This window comes from Bradyrhizobium sp. IC3123 (assembly GCF_020193625.1).
GTDB classification, from domain to species: domain Bacteria; phylum Pseudomonadota; class Alphaproteobacteria; order Rhizobiales; family Xanthobacteraceae; genus Bradyrhizobium; species Bradyrhizobium yuanmingense.
The window spans coordinates 1,027,573-1,045,660 of sequence record NZ_JADYVF010000001.1 but is presented as its reverse complement, the minus strand read 5'-3'; the positions used below and the strand labels follow the sequence as shown (position 1 = coordinate 1,045,660).

Sequence of the window (18,088 nt, the reverse complement as noted above, 5' to 3'; positions counted from 1 at the left end):
GGAATGTCTCCTGACGGGGAGGCGCAAGCGGCGCCGAGGTTGCCGCCGCATCTCCGTCGAGTAATCCCGCCCTCTCAGAACGGGATATCGTCGTCCATGTCGCTGTTGCGGCCGCCGCCGGCGGCAACGGGACGGCGCGGCGCGCTGCTGACGGGTCCGGAGGAGCCGAAGTCGCCGCCCGGCTCGTCGCCGAAGCTGCCACCTCCGCCGCCGCCACCGCGGCCGTCCAGCATCGTCAGCGTTGAGTTGAAGCCCTGCAGCACGACCTCGGTCGAGTATTTCTCGACGCCGCTCTGGTCGGTGTACTTGCGGGTCTGGAGCGCGCCTTCGATGTAAACCTTTGCGCCCTTCTTCAGATACTGTTCGACGATCTTGCAAAGCGGCTCAGAGAAGATCACGACGCGATGCCACTCGGTCTTCTCCTTGCGCTCGCCGGTGTTCTTGTCGCGCCAGGTCTCCGAGGTCGCGATGCTCAAATTCGCGATCGGCCGCCCGTCCTGGGTGCGGCGGATTTCGGGATCCTTGCCGAGATTTCCAACCAGAATGACCTTGTTGACGCTTCCCGCCATCGCCGCTCTCCACTCCGAATGCCACTGAATTTCAAAAGGGCGAATCCGCTGCCCGCGTTCCTCTGCGCCCGCTAGGGCGACCCTATACGCTTGCGGGCACCGATCAGCCTGCCACCCCCAAGGTTATCCCCACATATAGCATCGCGCGCACGTTTGTTCCAGATTTGTTCTTCGGCACGAGCGAGCGGAAATTTCCCGCATGTCCTCTCATGCCACAAAAAAGGACAGCCCTCGAATGGAACCTTTTTGGGTTCCCGAGTATGGCAAAAACCATTTAACATTCATCAAGTTGGAACCCATTCAATCAATCCGCAAGTGTGGCATTCCGGAGACGGACTCTGCCCTTTCCTTAGGCTACCTTTGCCTTGGAATTGATTCATATGGGTGTCGCGTCTGATCAGCCGCTTCGGGGACTTTCATGAAGCGGACGAAACTTGGGGAGACTGCAATGAATAAGATTCTTTTCGGCGTAATCAGTGCAATGGCAATGGGGCTGTCGGCTCCGGCAAGCGCGGCGGATATGGCTGCGCGTCCCTACACCAAGGCTCCGGCCCCGGCGGTCGCCGCGGTTTACGACTGGAGCGGCTTCTACATCGGCGTCAACGGCGGCGGCGGCACGAGCCGCAAGTGCTGGGACTTCGTGACCCCGGTCACGGGCGTTCTGGTGGCTGAAGGCTGTCACGATGCGACCGGCGGCACGGTCGGTGGTCAGATCGGCTACCGCTGGCAGTCGACCAATTGGGTGTTCGGCCTCGAGGGCCAGGGCAACTGGGCTGACTTCTCGGGGGACAACGTCAGCCTCCTCTTCCCTGGAAGCGCTTTGGTCACCGGTGATCGTAACCGCTCTCACATCGATGCTTTTGGCCTGATCACGGGCCAGGTCGGTTATGCCTGGAACAACGTGCTGCTCTATGTGAAGGGCGGCGCCGCCGTAGTCGGGGACAAGTACGACGTCTATGCCGCGCCTGGCACGCCTGGCGCCGGCACGCTGCTGGCGTCGGCTCGCGAGACCCGCTGGGGCGGCACCGTTGGCGCCGGCCTGGAATTCGGATTTGCTCCGAACTGGACGCTCGGCGTCGAGTACAACCACATCTTCCTCGGCGACCGTACGATCGCCTTCACGACGCCTGCGGGCGTTGCCTTCGGGAGCGATCGCATCAGTCAGGACGTCGACATGGGTCTAGTCCGCCTGAATTATCGCTTCGGCGGCCCGTTGGTCGCGAGGTACTGATATCCCTCTCATTTCGCGAGCAAATGGAAGGGCCGGCCCTGCGCCGGCCCTTCTTTTTTTCGGCACATGCCTGGACGTAAATAAGTCAGTAACCATCACCTTTTGGACTGTTGTGGCTTTTCGGAGACACAACTTGCGGCTTTGGTGGTGTAAAGACGGCGTCAGTTGGGCCGTTTGAGTCCGCTGCCCTTCCGCCACGGAAGGCAACAACAGAAACTGGGACTGGGATTAAGTTGAAAATGAAGAAGGTTTTGTTGGCTTCGGCCTGTTTGTTCGCTCTCGCGGCCCCCGCTTCGGCTGCTGATCTGGCAGCCCGCCCCTACACCAAGGCGCCTGCGCCTGTTGCCTCGGTCTACAACTGGACCGGCTTTTACCTGGGTATCGTCGGTGGCGGCGCCTGGGAAAACAGCTCCGATGATCCGCGCATGCAGGGCGGTTTCGTCGGCGGCACCGTTGGCTACAACTGGCAGACCTCCAACGTCGTGTTCGGCATCGAAGCTGATGGCGCGTGGGCTGACGTAAACGCCTCGGCGACCGGTCTTGTTGATTTTGGTGGCGCCCTCGTTCCCACGACGGTCAGTTCGCGTATCGACGCGCTCGGCACCGTGCGTGGTCGCATCGGCTGGCTCGCTTCCCCGAGCGTCCTGCTGTACGCCACGGGTGGTTACGCCTGGATCAACAACAAGATCAGCGTCAGCGCGCCCCCTGTTCTGAGCCTCTCGGAGAGCCAGTTCCATTCGGGCTGGACGGTCGGCGCGGGCGTCGAGGCGATGTTTGCTCCGAACTGGTCGGTCAAGGGCGAGTACCTCTATCGCAGCCTGGGCGGCGAGACCTACTTCTCGGGCGTCTTCCCGGTCAACACCGGCACTCTCGACCTCCACACCGTGCAGGTCGGCGTGAACTACCACTTCGGCGGCCCGGTCGTCGCCAAGTACTGAGCTTCGTCTCTGACGCATCATCGTCACGAAAGGCCGGCCTCGCGCCGGCCTTTTTGTTTGTTGCGGCCGCCCGTTCGCTCGCGCTTTTCGAAGGGGTGTGGCCGCTGGGTGACACAACCTTTGGCTTCAATGGTGTAAAAGCAATGACGTTGCTTGAGTCATAAGGTCCGCTGCTCTTCCGCTCTCCGGAAGACCGGAATGAGAAATGGAAGTGGGGAATGGATATGAAGAAGCTTTTGCTGGCTTCGGCCAGCTTGTTCGCACTCAGCGCGTTGGCACCGGCCTCGGCGGCCGATTTGGCAGCCCGCCCCTACACCAAGGCTCCGGTGGCACCGATCGCGGTGTACAACTGGAGCGGTTTCTACCTCGGCGCCAACGCCGGCGGTGGCTGGAGCCGCAACTGTTGGGATCTCACCAGTGTCGGCCCCTTCGTGGTCGCTCCGGCGGTGGCCGAAGGTTGTCACAATGCGACCGGCGCACTCGTCGGCGGCCAGATCGGTTATCGCTGGCAGTCCGCCAACTGGGTATTCGGTCTCGAAGCCCAGGGGGACTGGGCTGACCTGAAGGGTTCGAACATCAGCTCGCCTGCCGCGCTCGCGCCGCTGGTGAACGAGACCAGGATCGACGCCATTGGCCTCTTCACTGGCCAGGTCGGTTATGCCTGGAACAACGTGCTTTGGTACGTGAAGGGCGGCGCTGCCGTCACTCACAACAAGTACACTGGCAGTTTTGGCGGCGTTACGCTCGACACCGCGAACGAAACGCGCTGGGGCGGTACCGTCGGCACCGGCATAGAATTCGGCTTCGCCCCGAACTGGTCGGTCGCTGTCGAATACAACCACCTGTTCATGGGCAGGCACAACGAGACCTTCACCTTCCTCGGCGTGACCACTCGCACCGACAGCATCAAGCAGGACGTGGACATGGCTACCGTTCGACTCAACTACACCTTCGGTGGCCCGGTGGTCGCGAAGTACTGAACTTCCCTGCCGAGGTCACATCGTCACGAAAGGCCGGCCTCGCGCCGGCCTTTTTGTTTTGGCTGGGTGCTCCGCGAGCGGTTCCGCGCGTTCCTGCTGCCAGATCCCGCCAGCACGCCAACAATCCGTTGACGATTCGCAAGTCCCACTGGAAATCCGCCGCCGTTCTTCCTACGTTCGCTGCCATACCCATCGGCGCCGATCCCGGTTCCGGGCGCAGCGCGCCTTTTTTGTTGGCGCGATCGCGCACCTTTGGGCTTCCTTGAGGGCAACTCGGATGGATGAAGTGATCAAGGCGAAGCGCCAACAACAGAACGCGGGCTCCAGCCTGCGCGCAATTACGATCCGCGGCGCGCGCGAGCACAACCTCAAGAATATCGACGTCGAGATTCCCCGCGACAAGCTGGTGGTGTTCACCGGGCTATCCGGCTCCGGCAAATCCTCGCTCGCCTTCGACACCATCTATGCCGAGGGCCAGCGCCGCTACGTCGAATCGCTGTCGGCCTATGCCCGCCAGTTCCTGGAGATGATGCAGAAGCCCGACGTCGACCAGATCGACGGCCTGTCGCCGGCGATCTCGATCGAGCAGAAGACGACGTCGAAGAACCCGCGCTCCACCGTCGGCACCGTCACCGAGATCTACGACTACATGCGCCTGCTCTGGGCCCGCGTCGGCGTGCCCTATTCGCCGGCCACGGGCCTGCCGATCGAGAGCCAGACCGTCTCGCAGATGGTCGACCGCGTGCTGGCGCTGCCCGAGGGCACCCGCCTCTATCTGCTCGCCCCCGTCGTGCGAGGCCGCAAGGGCGAGTACAGGAAGGAGCTCGCCGAATGGCTCAAGAAGGGCTTTCAGCGCGTCAAGATCGACGGCACCTTCCATGAGCTGGCGGAAGCCCCTAGCCTCGACAAGAAATTCCCGCACGACATCGACGTGGTGGTCGATCGCATCGTGGTGCGTGCCGATATCGGCCAGCGCCTCGCCGAGAGCTTTGAGACCGCGCTGAAGCTCGCCGAAGGCCTTGCCGTCGTCGAGTTCGCCGATGCGCCCGCGGCGGCTGCGCCTGCGGAGGAAAAGAAGAAGACCGCGAAAATCCACGACAAGAGCGGGCCCGAGCGCATCCTGTTCTCGGAAAAGTTCGCCTGCCCGGTCTCCGGCTTCACCATCCCCGAGATCGAGCCGCGCCTGTTCTCCTTCAACAATCCCTACGGCGCCTGCCCCGCCTGCGGCGGCCTCGGCGTCGAGCAGCATGTCGACGAAGACCTCGTCATCCCTGAGAAGGATCTGACGCTGCGCAAGGGCGCGATCGCGCCCTGGGCCAAGTCGTCGTCGCCCTATTACGTGCAGACGCTGACCGCGCTCGGCAAGCACTACAAGTTCACGCTCGACACCAAGTGGAAGGATCTGCCGAAGAAGACGCAAAACGCGATTCTCTACGGCTCGGGCGAGGACGAGATCAAGTTCTCCTACGAGGACGGGGTGCGCTCCTACGACACCAAGAAGCCGTTCGAAGGCGTCATCACCAACATCAACCGCCGCTACCGCGAGACCGAGAGCGAGTGGGCCCGCGAGGAGCTGGCGAAATATTTCCACGACGTCCCCTGCGAGGGCTGCAAGGGCTTTCGGCTCAAGCCCGAGGCGCTCTGCGTCAAGGTCGGCGGCAAGCATATCGGCGAAATCTCGGAGCTGTCCGTGAAGGGCGCCGGCGCATGGTTCGAGACCGTGCCGGAGGCGCTGAACGCGCAGCAGAACGAGATCGCGGGCCGCATCCTGAAGGAGATCCGCGAGCGCCTCACCTTCCTGCTCGACGTCGGCCTCAATTATCTGACGCTGTCCCGCTCCTCCGGCACGCTGTCCGGCGGCGAGAGCCAGCGCATCCGCCTCGCCTCGCAGATCGGCTCGGGGCTCACAGGCGTGCTCTACGTGCTGGACGAGCCTTCGATCGGCCTGCACCAGCGCGACAACGCCCGCCTGCTCGATACGCTGAAGCGGCTGCGCGACCTCGGCAACACCGTGGTCGTGGTCGAGCATGATGAGGACGCCATCCGCCTTGCGGACTACGTGCTCGACATCGGCCCAGGCGCCGGCATGCATGGCGGCAACATCGTCGCCGAAGGCACGCCCGCCGAGATCATGCGCAACCCGAAATCGCTGACCGGCAAATACCTGACCGGCGAGCTCGAGGTCGAGGTGCCGGAGCGGCGTCCGCCGAACCATCGCCGCACCATCAAGGTGGTGAACGCGCGCGGCAATAACCTCAAGAACGTCACGGCGGAAATTCCGCTCGGCCTGTTCACCTGCGTCACCGGCGTCTCCGGCGGCGGCAAGTCGACGCTGCTGATCGATACCCTCTACCGCGCCATCGCCCGCAAGCTGAACAATGCCAGCGAGGGCGCCGCCCCGCACGACCGCATCGAGGGCCTCGAGCACATCGACAAGATCATCGACATCGACCAGTCGCCGATCGGCCGCACGCCGCGCTCGAATCCGGCGACCTATACCGGCGCGTTCACGCCGATCCGCGAATGGTTCGCCGGCCTGCCGGAAGCGAAAGCACGTGGCTACGAGCCCGGCCGCTTCTCCTTCAACGTCAAGGGCGGCCGCTGCGAGGCCTGCCAGGGCGACGGCGTCATCAAGATCGAGATGCACTTCCTGCCCGACGTCTACGTCACCTGCGACGTCTGCAAGGGCAAGCGCTACAACCGCGAGACGCTGGAGGTGCTGTTCAAGGGCAAGAGCATCGCCGACGTGCTCGACATGACTGTCGAGGAAGCTGCCGAGTTCTTCAAGGCGGTGCCGCGCGTGCGCGAGACTTTTCAGACATTGCACCGCGTCGGCCTCGACTACATCCATGTCGGCCAGCAAGCGACGACGCTCTCGGGCGGCGAAGCCCAGCGCGTCAAGCTGGCAAAAGAATTGTCAAAGCGCGCCACCGGCCGCACGCTCTACATCCTGGACGAGCCCACCACCGGCCTGCACTTCCACGACGTCAAGAAGCTGCTGGAGGTGCTGCACGAGCTGGTCGCGCAGGGCAACACGGTCGTCGTCATCGAGCACAATCTCGAAGTCATCAAGACCGCCGACTGGGTCATCGATCTCGGCCCCGAAGGCGGCGACGGCGGCGGCGAGATCGTGGCGTGGGGACCTCCGGAAGACATTGCGAAGGCGCCGCGAAGCTATACGGGCAAATTTTTGGCTCCCGTGCTGGAGAAGGCGCGGAAGCCGAAGCGGAGGCGTGCGGCGAGCGAGGCGGCGGAGTAGATTGCGCTGCATCGAAGCCACAGGGCTGTAGGGCGGATTAGCGGAGCGTAATCAGCCACTATTCGATCGGGAAAGAACCGACATGTCCGCTGGACTCGTACAAACCTACCGCGCCTTCGCCCACAACAACGCTTGGGCGAACCATCGCCTGCTCGCCGCCTGCGCTGCGCTATCCCAATCTGAATTCGAAGCCCCCCGCACCGGCTTCTTTCCAAGCCTGCAGCGTACGCTGAACCACATCTACATCATCGACTTCTTCTACATCGATGCGCTTGAAGGGGGCTGGCTCGGACCGGCAGCCTGGAAGAACGAGGTGCCGTACCCCTCGTTAGCCGAGCTCAAAGCTGCCCAGGCCGCAATGGACAACCGCCTGATTGCGATCTGCGATGCGCTGACAACTGAACGGCTCGACGCCTTCGTCCGGATCAACCGCGATACGAGCGTTCAAACCGAGCGCTGCGACCGGCTGCTCATGCATCTCTTCCAGCATCAAGTTCATCATCGCGGACAGGCGCATGCCATGCTGTGCGAAACGGATGTCGCGCCCCCGCAGCTCGACGAGTTCTTCGCGGAAGGCGAAGCGCCGCTGCGAGCCGCCGAATTCGCCGAACTCGGCTGGACCGAGGAGACCGTTTGGAAATCCAGGACGTAAGCTACGCCAGGAACTCCGGCGGCACATGGTCGGTCAGCCACACACCGTTCTCTGCGCGAAAAAACTTGAATCCCTTGGCATGCATGCTGCCGGCATCGACCTTGAAGATGTGCGGCTTGCCGTGGCGCTGACCGACACGCTGCGCAGTTGCCTCATCGGAGGACAGATGCACCTGCTGGCGCGCCTGCGGCTTCAGGCCCTCGGACAGGATCGCCTCGACAAACCGTGTCGCCGTGCCATGATACAGGATCGACGGCGGCTCCTGCGGCGCCAAGCCAAGTTCAACCGAGACGGAATGTCCTTGCGCGGCGCGAATGCGATCAGTTCCAGGGGATAGCGAGAAACGCTTCTTGTCGCTCTCTGCGACGACGCGCAGCAGATCATCGCGGCCAAACTTTGTGCCGGCGGCATTTGCCTTGGCGATCAGGTCGTCGATGCTGGCCCACCCGTGCGAATCCAGCACCAACCCGATCGTTTCCGGCTGGTGGCGCAGGACCAGGCTCAGAAATTTGCTGAGCTGGGTGTCATTGATCGGCATGGTTACCCTTCCAGTCCCGCATCACTACACTCAAGTGGTTGGCAAGGCCAGATGATCGATCTGGAGGGAGCAATGAGCCAGTCGAACCTATACGCTATTTCGGAACGCGATCCTCGCCGAGCAACAGGTGACTTGCGTCTACGAGGGTCGCCGTCGCGAGCTCTGTCCGCATATCATCGGCACCGACAAGTCCGGTGACGAAGCCGTGCTGGCCTGGCAGTTTGCAGGCGAAAGCAGCAGGCGCTGCCGCAATGGCGCTGCCTGAAGCTGGCCAATGTCAGTGGTGCCCGGGCGCGGGATGGCCGCTGGCATGAAGGCGGCTCGCATAAGAGCACCCAGACCTGCGTGGCGAAGATCGATCTCGACATCAATGTCGATGTTCGTAAGTTGCGGTGAGAGAGCTACAGGGGTCGAGATCGGAATCGAACCCCGTCGATCACGACGTAACGGCCGATCGCAGGGTTGATTTCGATCCGCTCGTGTCGCATGGCTGTCCTCGAACTCCACGAATATTAGCACGCGACCTCACGCTTGTCAGCGAGCTCAAAATCCGGCCTCATGCCCTATTCCCTCGCCATATTCGATCTCGACGGTACCCTCGCCGACAGCTTCCCGTGGTTCCTGCGCACCATCAACGACGTCGCGGACCGCTTCGGCTTTCGCCGCGTAAAGGACGAGGATGTCGAGGAGCTGCGCCACGCCTCGTCGCGCGAGATCCTCGCCAAGCTCGAAGTGCCCATGTGGAAGCTGCCGGCGATCGCGCGGCATGCGCGGCGTCTGAAGGCGGAGGCGGCTTCCGAGATTTCGCTGTTCGCAGACGTCGAGACGATGCTGCGAACGCTGGCCGAGAACGGCGTGCAGCTGGCGCTGGTGACGTCCGACAGCGAGGCCAATGCGCGCGAGAAGCTCGGGGACGCCGCAGCGCTGTTCTCGCATTTCGACTGCGCAGCGTCGCTGTTCGGCAAGGCCGCGAAATTCCGCCGGGTCATCCGCCGCGCCGGCGTCGCGCCTAGCAGGGTGATCTCGATCGGCGACGAGGTCCGCGACATCGACGCGGCGCGGGCGGTCGGGATCGCCTGCGGCGCGGTGTGCTGGGGCTATGCGGCACCGGCGGCGCTAACGGCGCTTCGGCCCGACCATGTGTTCGAGCACATCCGTGACATCGCGCCGGCGCTGATCGGCGTCACAGCTCCGATGCGGGCTTAACACCACCGCGCGGCCGTATTGCTTTTCCATCGAGAGCCCGGGCCGGCCCTCACTCACTCGCCGGATCGACCGGCAGCCTTGCGCGAGGCTCCCGCTCCGATCTCCCGGTTCAGGCACGCAAAAGCCTCTTTCACGTAGACGGCCAAGGGCCGCTTGCCCTGGTCGCGATTCCAACTGTCCATCGCAAGCCGCAAGGCTCCGACCGACATCATGGCGACCACGCGCAGCGCAGCCTGCCGATGCGGCTGCGGCCACATCTGGGACAGCGCCGCGAACACGGCAGCTTCCTTCTCGACGTATTTCGCCTGCTGCCGGATGCGAAGCGACTCGTTCGCGGACATCAGGCGCTCGATCACTTTTGTTTGCTTGTAATCGACCGGGAAGCGGGCTGTCAGCTCCAGCAGGCCGTTCCTTGCGGCATCGAGCGGCGACTGCTTGGTCGTTTGCTCGAGCACGGCGGCACGCAAGGTCTCGCTGAAACCACCATCCTGCCACGCCAGGAGGATCTCTTCCTTGGACTTGAAGTAGTAGAAGAACGTCCGCCGCGAGATCCCCGCCGCCTCCGCGATCGCGTCGAGCGTGGTGGCATCATAGCCCCTGGTCAGAAACAGTTTAAGGCCCTGCTCGGCGATACGATGCAGCGTTTCGCGCCGCTTCCGCTCGCGCAGGCCTTCCTCCTTCCGGGATGAACTTTTCATGACCTGTTTTGCCATGAAATCGACCAGTTTGCAAAATTACACTAAGTGCAATACGTCGATTACACTCGGTGCGACTTCATACAAGGTGCCTTCATGGTGAACGGGTTGAGCGACACTTCCTCTCGGCATGTGCGATCCGCGCACGCGAATGGCGCGGACGGTGCGAGCGGAGCGACAAGCCTGACCCGACGGCGGTTCGGTGCCGCGCTGCTGGCGGTCGCCGTCACGGCCACGCTCGCCGCGCCTCCAGCCCGGGCGCAGTCCGCGCCCCCCGCGGTCGTCGACTTCGACTGGGTCGATCCGGCGCGTTCGCGGCCCGTTCCGGCGCGCCTGCACTGGCCGGCGGATGTTGCGCCGGGATCGCGCGTGCCGCTCATCGTGTTCTCCCATGGGCTCGGCGGCTCTCGCCGGGGCTACAGCTATCTGGGGCGATATTGGTCGGCCCGCGGCGTCGCCAGCCTGCATGTTCAGCATGCCGGCAGCGATTCCTCGCTCTGGGCGGGCAATCCCCTCGCCGTCGTGGACCGCCTGCAGCGTGCCGCTCACGAGAGCGAGGCGCTGGCGCGAGCCCTGGATCTGCGCTTTGCCCTGGATCGCATGCTGTCGAGTCCCCATGGTGCCCATGTAGACCGCCGGCGCATCATGGCGGCGGGGCATTCCTATGGGGCGAACACGGCGCTTGTTGCGGTTGGCGCCCGCGTGATGCGCGACGGCAAGTGGGTCGAGGCGCGCGACCCGCGCTTTGCCGCCGCCATCGTCATTTCGGCCCCTCCATTCTATGGCGAACCCGATCTTGCCTCGGTGTTGAGCAGGATCACCGTTCCAACCCTGCACGTGACGGCGACGAAGGACGTCATCCAGATCCCCGGATATTACTCACCCGCTGCCGACCGGCTGGAGGTCTTCAACGCCATTGCCACACCGCGCAAGCTGCTTGCCGTGTTCGAAGGCGGCTCGCACAGCATCTTCACCGATCGCTCGTTCACCGGTGGTCCGGCGCTCAACCCGAAGGTGAAGCTCGCGACGGCCGAGCTCACCCTGGCCTTTCTCGACCTGGTTTTCGATGGCAACGGTGCCACGCTGGCGCGCTGGAACGTGACCTGGCAGCCCATGCTCGCCTCGGCGCCGGGCGCCGCCCCTTCTCCCCTGCCCGTCGCGCAGTCCCGGCGCGTGGCCCAGGGAGTGGCGACCGGTCTCGTTCCCTCGCCATGAGGTGGCTCGCAGTTGCGGTCTTGAGCTCGATGGCCGCCGGTTGCGCGGCGGCTCCGCTGGAACGAGCGGGGTCGCTGGCCTCCTACGACGATCTCACGCCGTCCGATGGTCTCTTGACCAAGTCGCAGCTCCGGATCAGCAAGGCTGATGTTCTCGCCGCGAAGACCGCTCGCATCGAGCCGACCGCGTTCACGGCGACCGCAGCCAGCCAGCCGTTCACGCCGCAGCAGCGCAGGCTGATCAAGAACGCAATCAACAGAGCGATGTGTCTTGCGCTCAGCGAGCGCTTCCGGATCGTAGCTCCCACGGAGGCTGCGGACTTGAATGTTCGCGCCGTCATCACACAGATTGCGCCGACCGATGCGGCGGCAGCCGGCGTCTCCAAGGTCGCGAGCGTCGTGCCGTCCATCGTCGCTCCCGGCGTGCCCATTCCGGTGCCGCGCCTTCCGATCGGACTGGGAAGCCTGTCCGTCGAGGCCGAGGCCCGTGACCGCAGCGGCAACCAACAGGCGGCCATGATCTGGGCGCGCGGAGCGAACTCCTTCACCAGCGCTCCGCGTGTATCGAGCGATGGCGACGCCTATGACCTGGCCGAGGCTTTCGGAAGCGATTTCGGGAGGTTTCTCGTTGCCGCGGAGAGCCCGTTCGGGAAGGTCCCCACGCCGCCTTCCGTCGACAGATTGAGCGCCTCTCTCGGTGGTGCGCCCAAGGAAGCGATCTGCGAAACATTCGGCCGGGCGCCAGGATTGGCAGGCCTGGCCGGAGAAAGAATCGGGCTGCCGCCGGACTGGACCGACCGAGGCGCGCCGGAGAACACAATCTTGGAAGCGCAGAACGTCAATTGAGCTCTGGCGGAATGGCCGCTTGAATTCGGCCGGCCGGAGCAAGCGGCCTCGGGTTGTGACGAACTACTCCGTCCTGCGCAGGAACGCCCCGAACGCCCTTGGGCCGTCGCCGGTCTTGATCTCGCCGATCACCTTGAGCTCGGCCGCATCGATGATGCTTAGCGTGTTGCTTTCCCAGCAGGCGACAATGACGCGCTTGCCGTCGGCAGTCGCCGCAATGCCTTCGGGATAGTCGCCGACATGGATGCGCTTGACCGGCTTGAGGCTCGCCAGGTCGAACACGCTGACGGTGCCGCCATATTGGTCGGTGACGAAGCCTCGGCCTAGCGTCAGCGCCACCGCATATGGGCGCATGCCGACCGGCACGCGGCCGATCTCGCGGCCTTCCGCGATATCGATCATGGAGACATCGTCGGAGCCGACATTGGCGGTGTAGGCGCGCTTGCCCTCGGCATCGATGGTGACGCCGAACGGGCGGGTGCCGACCTTGATCACGGCCTTGCGTTGGCGCGTTGCCGTTTCCACCACCGAGACGCTGTCGTCGTCGCGGTCCGCCGAGAGCAGCAGCTTGCCGTCGGGCGTCACCGCAAGACCCGACGGCGAGGCGCCGACCGCGATGCTGGCGACAACGCTGCGCGAGGCCGTATCGATCACCCGCACCGCGGCCGCGTACCAATCGGCGACATAGACCGTCTTGCCATCGGGCGCCACGGCAATGCCGAGCGGCCCGCCGCCGACCTCGACGCGGCCGGCGACCTGCCGCGTGGCAGCGTCGACCACCGTCACCGCCTTGGCATCCGGGCTCGTGACATAGGCAAAGCGCCCGTCGGCGCTGACGGCGACGCCGGCCGGCTTGCCGCCGATTGGGATGGTCGCAACGCCGCGCGCGCCAGCGAGATCCACCACCATCAGATCTTCGCTGAGCTGGTTGGTGACGAACGCCTCGTCGGCGCGCGCGCCTCCAAAGCCGGCGTAACAAAGGCTGGCGGCGAGCGCCGCCAGAACCAGCGCTCGCACGATCAGCTGCCGCTCTCGATCTTCTTCTTGAGCGCCTCGAGCCCGGCCTTGTACAGCCCGCTCACGGCCTTGATCGCGGCCTCGTCGCTCAGCTCCGGCGGCGGGTCGTTGTTGGGATAGCCGCGATAGAACGCGCCGGCCCATTCCAGCTTGGCCTTGCCATCAGGCGCGGGCGAGACCGTCAGCGTCGAGGAATAATTGGTCACAGGCAGCACCTTCACGTCGACCTTGGTGATCCGGTACGAATAGCTCTGCATGTCGGGCTCGTATTTGTAGAGCTCCTCCTCGACCGTCCCGCCGCCCGTCAGGGTCAGCTTGCGCGTCGCGCCGATCTCGTTGCCCTTCTCGCCTTCGGTCTTGGTGACCGGCTGGAGCCAGCTCATGTCCTGGAAATTGCCGATCACCGCCCACACCTTGGCGGGGGCCGCGTTGATCTCGATGGATTCCCGCACCTTCTGCCGCGTCGGCCCATGGGCCCAAACCGGCTCGAAGGCGGTCATCAGAGCCATCCCCGCCACCGCCAGCGCCGCCACCCCGGCGATCGCCGGTCCGCTTCTCATCCTCATCTCGTTTCCTCGTTTCTCAATCTGCGCGACTTGGAACGCGCGCTGAGGTCATGCTAGCGCATTTTTGGGCCATGGGGAGACCCGTTCGTGGCACGGCGGTGGCAAAGCCAATGCACACCATTGATTGGGTTGGCGGACGGGTAAAACACCAGACCGGGGTCAATCATGCCAAGTCGAAATAATTCGCTTTACTCGAATTCGGAATTATCGCATGTTGCGCCTACCCCAACCCGGGCCGAGGGGCGCATCGCGATCGTCACGAACGCGGGATGGGAGGTGGTGGACGCAGGCAGCGTCGCGCGCTGGCGGTTTGCAGGGCGGATCACTCCGTGAGCAGGCGAGGCGCGCACACGACGGGCGCAGTCTGCGTACGGCAAAATCGTGTGGTCCTGGCGCCCGGGGTCTGTGCGCCAAAGGCTTGCGGTGACGTTGCGGGCCGACCGGGCCCGCACCGTCAGTCATCCGCAAGGCGACGGGGGCAATAGTGCATCGCTCCCCGGGGAGAGCACGACATAAGCCGTCAACCCACTGCGCAGGGAAGGCCGGATGTTTGGCTTCACCTGTATGCCGCTGTGCAGCTTTTTCAAGCACACGCTTCGCACAGTGGACCGCGGGTGCCAGCCGGCACCCGGCCTTCCCTGCGCCCTCGGCACTCTCGAGGGTGGCGAATGCAGCAAAGCTCGGGCGGAATCCGCCGCGAGGATGCGAAACCGCGCCAGCGAATTGATAACGGTCTCGTGCCACAGACGCTGCGCAGCACCATAAGCGCGTTCACGCGCGTCTTCGACGCTATGGTGATGCGCTGCAGAACCGGAGCCCATGCATCCGCGATGCTGCGGCTTTCTGAGTCCCGGCTCTGCGCCGCAATGCTCACGCGTTGCAGCTTGTCCGGGACACGGGAGTTGGCGCACTGCTGCTCCACACTCCGTCATTGCGAGCGCAGCGAAGCAATCCAGACTGCTGCCGCGGAAAGATTCTGGATTGCTTCGCTGCGCTCGCAACGACGACAGAGAGAGCTGGTGTTAGGGGATTCCCTTACCTACTCCCCCAGCGTCGCCTCCACGAACCCGCGCGGATCGACACAAAACTCGCGCATCAGCCGGTAATGGTCGGTCTGCTCCACCGTGACAGGCTCCAGGCCATATTTGCCGAGCCGCAGCAGCCGCGCGTTGGGATAGGCCATGAGCATCGGCGAATGCGTTGCCATGATGACCTGGCAGATGCGGGAGTCTTCCATGCGCCGCAGCAGCTTGAGGAATTCGATCTGGCGCGCCGGCGACAACGCCGATTCCGGCTCGTCGAAGATGAAGATGCCCTGGCGCTGGCAACGCTCCTCGAAGAAACGCAGGAAGCCTTCGCCATGGGAGTGCGACAGGAAATCGGGGCCGACCTGGCCGGCATCCCGCGCAGCCTTGTCCAGATATCGCGCGACCGAGAAAAAGCTCTCCGCACGAAAGAACCAGCCGTTGGTGATCTTCGGCAGCCAGCTTGCGCGCAGCGCCTTGGAGAGTTGGCCGCCCATCTCCTCGCGCGCTTCGGAATGATCGACCGGCCTGTAGCCCTTGCCGCCTCCGGCATCGTCATATCCGGCGAGCGCTGCGATGCCTTCGAGGATGGTCGACTTCCCGGTGCCGTTCTCTCCAACGATGATCGTGATGGGGCTGTCGAAGCTAAGCTCGAAATCATCAGGGAAGATGGGCAAGCAAAACGGATAGGCTTCGCGGTCGCGAACCTGCGACGGGTCGAGCCATACCCGCTTCAGATACGGCGCTGGAAGGTTGATCGTTCGATTGCCTCTTCGTGCCATGACGTCCTGCCGCTACTCGTATCCGCAACGGAACATGACAGGAACATCCGGATTGCAAAAGCGCTATCTTGCACCTGCCACGTCACGGCTCACGAGCTAATCCCCTTCCTCCAGCACCAGCTCCATCGTCATCAGCACCGGATTGTCGCCACGGATCAGACGCCCCTCCGCAACGCCGCCGGTATAGTCGATCAGGGCGACATCGAGCGCAGCTTCCAGCGCGCCGGAGGCGCCGGGCGCGATTGTCCCTGCCGTGATTGCCAGCTCCGTCGCAAACGGCTCGGTCACGCCGCCATGGCTGAAGCGCGCGCCGATGGTCGATCCGACGCCGCCATGGATCTTCGCGCGGGCGATGCCGTTCGTGCGGCAGAACGCTTCGAGTGCGCCGGCAAAATCCTGGTTCGGGCGCAGGCGGAGCGCGAAGGCGCGGCTCGTCGTGAGCACGCCGGTGCTTGCAGCCGCGACCGGTCCGAACAGCTTGAAGTTGGTCTCCGCATCAGGCTCGGCCGTGAACACCGCACCGTTCAGACCGAAGGCTCCGACCTCGAACGGCTCGGCGACGACGGTCTCGTCCGGCATCATGTGGCCGCCGCTCGTCTTGCCGTCAGCCTCCGTCCACAGTCCGTGGCAATGAAAGAACGGCGCAGCGTCGCGCGTGCCGAGCGTCATGCTGCCGAGCCTCAAACGCGTCACGCCGGCGGGCCGGAACGTATCGCTGTAGAACGCCGCATTCTCACCGGTCTTCGACAGCGCCGGCATGACATAGGCGAACGGCCCGAGCGCGCCGCGGCGGAAGTTCAGCACGCCGCCGGCGAAGCCCTCCGCGGCAAAGCCGCGCCGCGCGGCCTCCAGCAGCGGCAGACCGGCCTGAAGTGTGAACGAGAAAGCGCGTCCCCTCGCCTCCACCCATTGAATGCGTTCGGGAAGCGGCGCGCCCGGCTGCTTGATGCTCCGCATGTGGTGCGCTCAGCTCGCCTTGTCGAGGTCGAGCAGCCCGCGCGCTTCGAGCTCGTCGCGCACCATGCGCTTCGGCACCTTGCCGTAGCCCGATTTCGGCAGCGCGTCCCAGAAGAAGAAGCGCTTCGGCATCTTGTAGCGCGGCACTTTCGGCGACAAGAACGCCGCCATCTCCGCTTCGGTCACCGCCTTCGCGCCTTCTCGGACGACGCAGACGGCGACGCCGACCTCGCCCCAGGTCGCGTCGGGCACGCCGAGCACGGCGACCTCGCCGATCCCGGGATGGGTCAGGATCTTCTCCTCGATCTCGCGCGGATAGATATTGGAGCCGCCGGAGATGTACATGTCCGACGCACGTCCTGTGATGTACACAAAACCCTCCTCGTCCATGTGGCCGAGGTCGCCGGTGCGGAACCAGCCATTGCGGAACGCCTTCGCATTGGCTTCGGGGTTGTTGTAATAGCCGGCGAACACGGCAGGCCCGATCACGCAGATCTCACCGCTCTGGTTAGCCTTGAGCTCGCGGCCCTCATCGTCCTGAATCGACACCTGCATGCCGGTGCGCTCGAAGCCGCAGGTGCCGATCCTGGCGTGCGGGCCGTCCTCCGGGTCGTGCAGCGCCGCCGGCAGCACGGTGATGTTGCCGGTGACCTCGCCGAGGCCGAAATACTGCACGATCACCTTGCCGAGCTTCTTCAACGCCGCCTTCTGGTCCTCGCGATACATCGGCGCGCCCGCATAGATGACGTAGCGCAGCGAGGAATGGTCGTATTTGTCGGCGGCGGGATGCTCGACCATCATCTTCAGGATGGTCGGCACGGTGAAGAGATTGCTGACGCGATGCGCCTCGATCAGGCGGAGCGCCTCGTTGATGTCGAATTTCTCGGTCGGCAGCAGCACGGTGCGCGCGCCGCGCGCGGTCTGCATCAATTGGTGGACGCCGGCGCCGTGCGACAACGGTGCCACCACCAGCGAGGCATCCTGCTCGGTCGTGCCGGGCGTCAGATCGGCGAGATGATTGGTAACGACGAATCCCATCTGGCCGTGGGTGAGCACGGCCGCCTTGGAGCGTCCGGTGGTGCCGGAGGTGAAGAAGAACCAGCAGGGATCGTCATGCTCGACCGCGACATTCTCCACAACGGCGCCCGCATGCGAGGCGATCGCATCGGCCACCGAGCGCTCGCCGAACGCGGCCTTGCCGTCGACGCTCCAGGTGAACTCCAGCGCACCGTCCTTCACCGCCGCGGCGTGCTCGGGGAAATCGACATGGCACAGGAACGCCTTGGCGCCGGAGGCCTGCGCGAGATAGCTGACCTCATCCGGCATCAGACGGAAATTGGTGGGCACCCAGACCGCGCCGAGCCGAAACGCGGCGAACATCGAGACAAACATCTCATCGCCATTCTTGGAATGGACGAGGATGCGGTCGCCCTTGGCTATGCCCCGCGCGGCGAGCGCCGCGGCCAGGGCGGAGACCTGCGCATCGATCTCGCGCCAGGTCCAGGACTTGTCCCCCCAGACGAAGCCGGGACGCGCGCCATGCCGCCGCGCATTCTGGGTCAGCATATAGGCGAGATTCATGACGCGGCGGGACATGCGCAGGGGCTGCATCG

At 64.4% G+C, this 18,088-nt stretch carries 16 protein-coding genes; 8 read left to right on the top strand and 8 right to left on the bottom strand.

The genetic code is table 11. The features are described 5' to 3' along the window. Positions 1–74: 74 nt before the first annotated feature. Positions 75–569 (bottom strand): single-stranded DNA-binding protein, encoded by a 495-nt coding sequence (locus I6F20_RS05160; RefSeq protein WP_025036423.1) that lies wholly within the window; start codon positions 567–569, stop codon positions 75–77. Positions 570–1,017: 448 nt separating this feature from the next. On the opposite strand from I6F20_RS05160, the gene I6F20_RS05155 reads away from it, so the two are divergent. The 5 genes from I6F20_RS05155 to I6F20_RS05135 all read left to right on the top strand — a co-directional run bounded on the left by I6F20_RS05155 (position 1,018) and on the right by I6F20_RS05135 (position 7,629). Beyond that, the gene (locus tag I6F20_RS05155; protein ID WP_225125298.1) at positions 1,018–1,800 is read left to right on the top strand and encodes an outer membrane protein; all 783 of its coding nucleotides are present in this window, start codon (positions 1,018–1,020) and stop codon (positions 1,798–1,800) included. A 239-nt stretch (positions 1,801–2,039) separates the two neighbouring features. Continuing rightward, the gene (locus tag I6F20_RS05150) at positions 2,040–2,738 is read left to right on the top strand and encodes an outer membrane protein (RefSeq protein WP_157286061.1); all 699 of its coding nucleotides are present in this window, start codon (positions 2,040–2,042) and stop codon (positions 2,736–2,738) included. A gap of 224 nt (positions 2,739–2,962) precedes the next feature. Then, complete coding sequence (locus tag I6F20_RS05145; RefSeq protein WP_036028173.1) at positions 2,963–3,718, top strand: outer membrane protein; 756 nt, start codon at positions 2,963–2,965, stop codon at positions 3,716–3,718. A 277-nt stretch (positions 3,719–3,995) separates the two neighbouring features. Further along, entirely contained in the window at positions 3,996–6,977 is a 2,982-nt protein-coding gene (uvrA, locus tag I6F20_RS05140; RefSeq protein ID WP_057029260.1) for an excinuclease ABC subunit UvrA, read from the top strand. 82 nt (positions 6,978–7,059) lie between these two features. Next, positions 7,060–7,629, top strand: coding sequence for a DinB family protein (locus I6F20_RS05135; protein ID WP_225125297.1), 570 nt, complete (start codon positions 7,060–7,062; stop codon positions 7,627–7,629). Position 7,630: 1 nt separating this feature from the next. Here I6F20_RS05135 and I6F20_RS05130 read toward each other — a convergent pair whose 3' ends face one another. Then, positions 7,631–8,167 (bottom strand): RNA 2'-phosphotransferase, encoded by a 537-nt coding sequence (locus I6F20_RS05130; protein WP_036028168.1) that lies wholly within the window; start codon positions 8,165–8,167, stop codon positions 7,631–7,633. A gap of 558 nt (positions 8,168–8,725) precedes the next feature. On the opposite strand from I6F20_RS05130, the gene I6F20_RS05125 reads away from it, so the two are divergent. Next, on the top strand, positions 8,726–9,373 hold the full coding sequence (locus tag I6F20_RS05125) for an HAD-IA family hydrolase (protein ID WP_036012680.1): 648 nt from the start codon (positions 8,726–8,728) through the stop codon (positions 9,371–9,373). Between the two features lie 53 nt (positions 9,374–9,426). On the opposite strand, the gene I6F20_RS05120 is transcribed toward I6F20_RS05125, so the two are convergent. Next, entirely contained in the window at positions 9,427–10,071 is a 645-nt protein-coding gene (locus I6F20_RS05120; protein WP_036028176.1) for a TetR/AcrR family transcriptional regulator, read from the bottom strand. 105 nt (positions 10,072–10,176) lie between these two features. Between I6F20_RS05120 and I6F20_RS05115 the strand changes: the two genes are divergently transcribed. Both I6F20_RS05115 and I6F20_RS05110 read left to right on the top strand, forming a co-directional pair. Beyond that, complete coding sequence (locus tag I6F20_RS05115) at positions 10,177–11,283, top strand: alpha/beta hydrolase family protein (RefSeq protein WP_225125296.1); 1,107 nt, start codon at positions 10,177–10,179, stop codon at positions 11,281–11,283. A gap of 29 nt (positions 11,284–11,312) precedes the next feature. Continuing rightward, positions 11,313–12,128, top strand: a complete 816-nt coding sequence (locus tag I6F20_RS05110; protein ID WP_306469099.1) for a DUF3313 domain-containing protein — start codon at positions 11,313–11,315, stop codon at positions 12,126–12,128. A gap of 63 nt (positions 12,129–12,191) precedes the next feature. Here I6F20_RS05110 and I6F20_RS05105 read toward each other — a convergent pair whose 3' ends face one another. The 5 genes from I6F20_RS05105 to I6F20_RS05085 all read right to left on the bottom strand — a co-directional run bounded on the left by I6F20_RS05105 (position 12,192) and on the right by I6F20_RS05085 (position 18,086). After that, positions 12,192–13,145, bottom strand: coding sequence for a YVTN family beta-propeller repeat protein (locus I6F20_RS05105; RefSeq protein ID WP_225125294.1), 954 nt, complete (start codon positions 13,143–13,145; stop codon positions 12,192–12,194). Positions 13,146–13,147: 2 nt separating this feature from the next. Then, positions 13,148–13,711: an SRPBCC family protein gene (locus tag I6F20_RS05100; RefSeq protein ID WP_036044199.1), complete on the bottom strand. Its 564-nt coding sequence runs from the start codon at positions 13,709–13,711 to the stop codon at positions 13,148–13,150. A gap of 1,039 nt (positions 13,712–14,750) precedes the next feature. After that, positions 14,751–15,518, bottom strand: a complete 768-nt coding sequence (locus tag I6F20_RS05095; protein ID WP_225125292.1) for an AAA family ATPase — start codon at positions 15,516–15,518, stop codon at positions 14,751–14,753. 96 nt (positions 15,519–15,614) lie between these two features. Then, complete coding sequence (locus I6F20_RS05090) at positions 15,615–16,475, bottom strand: PCC domain-containing protein (protein WP_225125290.1); 861 nt, start codon at positions 16,473–16,475, stop codon at positions 15,615–15,617. 9 nt (positions 16,476–16,484) lie between these two features. Then, positions 16,485–18,086 (bottom strand): acyl-CoA synthetase, encoded by a 1,602-nt coding sequence (locus tag I6F20_RS05085; RefSeq protein ID WP_225125287.1) that lies wholly within the window; start codon positions 18,084–18,086, stop codon positions 16,485–16,487. Positions 18,087–18,088: the final 2 nt, after the last annotated feature.

Excerpts from the sequence above, each read along its gene's own strand:
- I6F20_RS05160 (WP_025036423.1), bottom strand. The coding sequence starts at position 569 with ATGGCGGGAAGCGTCAACAAGGTCATTCTGGTTGGAAATCTCGGCAAG.
- I6F20_RS05155 (WP_225125298.1), top strand. The coding sequence starts at position 1,018 with ATGAATAAGATTCTTTTCGGCGTAATCAGTGCAATGGCAATGGGGCTG.
- I6F20_RS05150 (WP_157286061.1), top strand. The coding sequence starts at position 2,040 with ATGAAGAAGGTTTTGTTGGCTTCGGCCTGTTTGTTCGCTCTCGCGGCC.
- I6F20_RS05145 (WP_036028173.1), top strand. The coding sequence starts at position 2,963 with ATGAAGAAGCTTTTGCTGGCTTCGGCCAGCTTGTTCGCACTCAGCGCG.
- uvrA (WP_057029260.1), top strand. The coding sequence starts at position 3,996 with ATGGATGAAGTGATCAAGGCGAAGCGCCAACAACAGAACGCGGGCTCC.
- I6F20_RS05135 (WP_225125297.1), top strand. The coding sequence starts at position 7,060 with ATGTCCGCTGGACTCGTACAAACCTACCGCGCCTTCGCCCACAACAAC.
- I6F20_RS05130 (WP_036028168.1), bottom strand. The coding sequence starts at position 8,167 with ATGCCGATCAATGACACCCAGCTCAGCAAATTTCTGAGCCTGGTCCTG.
- I6F20_RS05125 (WP_036012680.1), top strand. The coding sequence starts at position 8,726 with ATGCCCTATTCCCTCGCCATATTCGATCTCGACGGTACCCTCGCCGAC.
- I6F20_RS05120 (WP_036028176.1), bottom strand. The coding sequence starts at position 10,071 with ATGAAAAGTTCATCCCGGAAGGAGGAAGGCCTGCGCGAGCGGAAGCGG.
- I6F20_RS05110 (WP_306469099.1), top strand. The coding sequence starts at position 11,313 with ATGGCCGCCGGTTGCGCGGCGGCTCCGCTGGAACGAGCGGGGTCGCTG.
- I6F20_RS05100 (WP_036044199.1), bottom strand. The coding sequence starts at position 13,711 with ATGAGGATGAGAAGCGGACCGGCGATCGCCGGGGTGGCGGCGCTGGCG.
- I6F20_RS05095 (WP_225125292.1), bottom strand. The coding sequence starts at position 15,518 with ATGGCACGAAGAGGCAATCGAACGATCAACCTTCCAGCGCCGTATCTG.
- I6F20_RS05090 (WP_225125290.1), bottom strand. The coding sequence starts at position 16,475 with ATGCGGAGCATCAAGCAGCCGGGCGCGCCGCTTCCCGAACGCATTCAA.
- I6F20_RS05085 (WP_225125287.1), bottom strand. The coding sequence starts at position 18,086 with ATGCAGCCCCTGCGCATGTCCCGCCGCGTCATGAATCTCGCCTATATG.